The sequence below is a fragment of the Protofrankia sp. CiP1_Cm_nod1 genome, assembly GCF_920888515.1.
Lineage (GTDB): Bacteria > Actinomycetota > Actinomycetes > Frankiales > Frankiaceae > Protofrankia.
The window spans coordinates 1-3,830 of sequence record NZ_CAKKTM010000308.1; the positions used below are offsets into that span (position 1 = coordinate 1).

General features: G+C 73.1%; 2 protein-coding genes and 1 pseudogene. 2 read left to right on the forward strand and 1 reads right to left on the reverse strand.

Features of this window, described 5'->3' with window-relative positions:
* Positions 1-213 precede the first annotated feature (213 nt).
* Positions 214-918 carry a mycofactocin system transcriptional regulator gene (mftR, locus tag NBX02_RS13800; protein ID WP_250291641.1) on the forward strand — a complete coding sequence of 235 codons (705 nt, stop codon included), beginning with the start codon at positions 214-216 and terminating at the stop codon, positions 916-918.
* A 257-nt stretch (positions 919-1,175) separates the two neighbouring features.
* Entirely contained in the window at positions 1,176-3,152 is a 1,977-nt protein-coding gene (locus NBX02_RS13805) for a potassium channel family protein (RefSeq protein WP_445548421.1), read from the forward strand.
* A gap of 49 nt (positions 3,153-3,201) precedes the next feature.
* On the opposite strand, the pseudogene NBX02_RS13810 reads toward NBX02_RS13805, so the two are convergent.
* Positions 3,202-3,830 (reverse strand): annotated as a pseudogene (locus NBX02_RS13810) (hypothetical protein); the annotation flags it as partial.

Below are 3,830 nucleotides of genomic sequence, written 5' to 3' on the forward strand. Positions count from 1 at the left end.
CGGCCCGCGTCCGGCGGCTTCCGGCCATGCTCCGGACGTGGGCTGCCCGCCGAGCGCGCCCGGCCACGCGCCGGCCCCGGGCCCGGGCCCGCCACGCGCGTCCGGCACGACCTGGCCATCCGGTGCGGCATGGAATGCTCCCGTCCGACAACATGAGTCGCTGTGACCGCAGGCACGCATAATATTGGCACCCAATGCCACCCGGAAGAGGCGATGCGGAACCAGCGCGGAAAGCGCGTACCCGGCGCGGCCGGCACGGCTGGCGCGCCCGCCGTGCCCGGCGCGGCAGGCGGCCGGGGTGGCCGCAGCCCGGTCACCAGCCGGGTCGAGCTGGAGCACCTGGCGTTCGAGCTCTTCGCCGAACGCGGCTTCGAGCGGACGACCGTCGACGACATCGCCCGTGCCGCCGGCATCGGGCGGCGGACGTTCTTCCGCTACTTCCCGTCCAAGAACGACGTCGCCTGGGGCGCCTTCGACGAGGAGCTGGCCCGGCTGCGCGCGGACCTGCGCACCTACCCGCCCGACGTCCCGCTGATGGACGCCGTCCGCCAGGCACTGATCGAGTTCAACCGGGTCGAGCCCGCCGAGATCCCCTGGCACCGCCGGCGGATGCAGCTCATCCTGCGCACCCCGGCCCTCCAGGCGCACTCGGCCCTGCGCTACGTAGCGTGGCGGCAGGTCCTCGCCGAGTTCATCGGCAACCGCATCGGCCAGGACCAGCACGCCCTGGCCCCGCAGGCGATCGCGTACGCCACCCTGGGCGTGGCGATCGCCGCCTACGAACAATGGCTGCGCCACGAGGACCTGGAACTCACGGAACTGCTGGACGCCGCCATGCGGGAGCTGGCCGCCGGCTTCGCCGGTACCGTCGAAGGCCCTCCGGCCGTCCGCGAGGCCAGCCGGACCGGAAGAGCATAGTCACGTCCTTTCCGCGCCGGCGGAGGCCCAGGCCCCGGATCATCGGGCACGGCCGGTAACCGTCCGGCCTGTCCCGGATGGCCGAGGGCATCGCGAGCATGTTTTTCTCCCGCCCGGGATCCCGGGAAGCCGATCCGGGAGGCCCAGGTGACCCAGCTCACCGGCCCGCCCCCGCGGGTGGGCCGGAGCGGGGCCGGACGCAGGGGGCGGGATAATACTTTCGGGTGGCCGGATCGAATCATGCGGGTGGAGGTGCGGTGGCGGTCCTGTCCGGTCACATGTCCGGTCATGTCGTCGTCTGCGGGCTGACCAATCTGGGCTACCGGATCGCCGAACAGCTGCACGTGGCCGGGGTGCCGGTGGTCGTCATCGAGGGACGGGGTGCCACCGCCCTGCGCCGTCGCCTCCAACGCTGGGGGGTGCCGGTCCTGGCCGACTCCACGCACACCGGCGAGGCGCTGCTGCAGGCGTCGGTCAGGGACGCGGCCGCACTGATCGCCTGCCACGACACCGACCTGGACAATCTTGAGACGGCCCTGGTCGCCACCGAGATCGCGCCCGAGGTGCGCCTGGTCGTCCGGGTCGCCAACACCCAGCTCGGCGAGCAGCTCTCCGCGGCCCTGCCCACCACCCGGGTGCTGAACCTGGCGGAGAAGGCCGGCCACAGCTTCGTCGAGGCATGCATCAGATCCGACGTCCGGCACGCCTTCCGTCTCGGGAGCGAGGTCTTCGCCGTGGTGGACGTCCCGGTCAGCTCGTCCGGAGCGTTCCGGCAGATCTTCGGCAACCTGACGCCGGTGGCGCTGCGCAGGTCAGGGGAACGACTGGCCGAGGTGTGCCCGAGCCGTGACGCTCCGGTCGCCGTCGGCGACCATCTCGCCCTGCTCGGGAGGCTGGAGGACTTCGCCGACAACGGGGTGCGGGTGGTCAGCGCCGACGACGCCAACACGCTGGCGGACCTGTCGGTGCGTCGCGCCGGCCCGCTGACGGGCCGCGACAGGCGTCGCCGCCCGTGTGCTTGGATCCGGGATGTCGCCGTGACCACGGCCGCCGAGTTCGACCGCCCGTTCCGGATCGCCTTCGGCGCCGTGCTGAGCATCATGCTGGTCGGCACGCTGGTGCTCTCCCTGACCTACGCCGACAACGACCCCACCGCGCCCGCCGACTTCGGCCCCCTCGACGCCCTCTACCTGACCGTGGCCACCATGGTCACCGTCGGCTACGGCGACTTCAACTTCGGCGTCGCGAAGGACTGGCTACAGGCGTTCGGCATCGCCCTGATCCTGGTCGGAGCGCTGTCCATCGCGGTCGTGTACGCGTTCATCACCAATGTGATCATCAGCCGCCGGCTGGAACGGGCGATCGGCCGGGGACGCGCCACCACCGCGCGTGGTCACGTCATCGTCTGCGGGCTCGGTTCGGTCGGGCTCGCGACCGTGGAGGGCCTGCTGGCCGCCGGGCGGGACGTGGTGGTCGTCGAACGGGACGAGAACAACCGCTTCCTCTCTGCCGTCCGAGATCTCAAGGTGCCGGTGGTGTTCGGTGACGCCAGAGTCCGCGCGACCCTGATGGAGGCCGGCCTCGCCCGGGCGACCACGCTGGCCGCGCTGACCAGCGACGACGTGGCGAACCTGGAGACCGTCCTGTCCGCCCGGGAGGCGTTCGACGACTTTCATTCCGAGCGGGGACGCCGCGGCCGCCGGTGGCGGCCACGGCCGTCCGTCCCGGCCGGAACCGGCGGGCCAGGAAACGGATCCGCCGCTCCCGGAACCAGCGGATCCGGGAGCGATGCCGGTAATGGGGGTGAGCCGGGGCTACGGGTGGTGCTGCGCATCTTCGACACCACGCTCGCGGACGAGACCGAGCGCAGGTTCGCCATCCACACCGCCCGCAGCGCGTCCGCCCTGGCCACACCGTGGTTCGTCGGCGCCGCCCTCGACTACGAAGTCGTCAGCACCTTCTACATCGACCGCGCGCCGTTCCTCGTCGCCCGGATCACCGTGGCCGCCGGCGGTGGCCTGGACGGCCCGACCCTGCGGGAGCTGTCGACCGGTACCCGGACGCTCGCGGTCGCCACCTCCTCGGAGCGCGACGGCACGGCCGACCGCTCCCCGAACTACCGGCCGACCCGCCACACCCGGCTGCGCCCCGGTGACGAGGTGCTCGTGGTCGGCCCCACCGCCCAGATCATCGACACGGTCAGCAGAAACCAGGTGCCCCGCGTCCGCTCATGACGGCAGCACCTGCGACGAACCCGGCAGAGGTCCGGCCGGGGGGTGTCCATCATGGCGGCGGGGCGGGGAAGCTTCCGTTGCGCGTCAGCCGGAGGGCGGCCTGCGGGGTGAGCCTGCCGTCGACGCGCCGGACCTGCCAGGTGCCGGACGTGACGCCCAGGTCGGTGCCCCACACCCCGTCGAGACGGACCGTGGCGCCGTCCCGGATGAGCTGGAAGCGCACCCAGCCGGAGCGGGCCGGCGGAGCGCCGAGCGCCCCCTCCGCCCAGCGGCCGTCGATCACGTCGCCGCGCAGTGTGCCGGCCACCCGGCCGTCGTCGAGATCATAGATCATTTTGAAGCTCGTGCCGTCCACCGCCACGTAGTGGTCGCGCTCTCCGTTGCCCCAGGTCCCGATCCAGTGGCCGCCGAGGGGGCTGGCGGCAGGGCCCGGCGGCCCACCTGGCGCGGTGTCCACCGGATTCGCGGGGCTCGCCGCCTTCGCGCTGCCCGCCGTGCCCGCCGCGGCCGGACCGGAGCCGGCGGAATCGCTCGGGCCGGAGCTGGCCAGGAACACTCCCACGCCGATGGCCAGCGCAAGCGCGACGGCCCCGGCGAGCGCGACGAGCACGGCCGGCCGGCGGCGTACACCCGCCGCTGCCGACGCCGGTACGGGCGCGGGCGGCGGCGCCTGCGGAT

Bases quoted from the DNA above. Each gene is read 5' to 3' on its own strand.
- mftR (WP_250291641.1), top strand. From the start codon at position 214: ATGCGGAACCAGCGCGGAAAGCGCGTACCCGGCGCGGCCGGCACGGCT.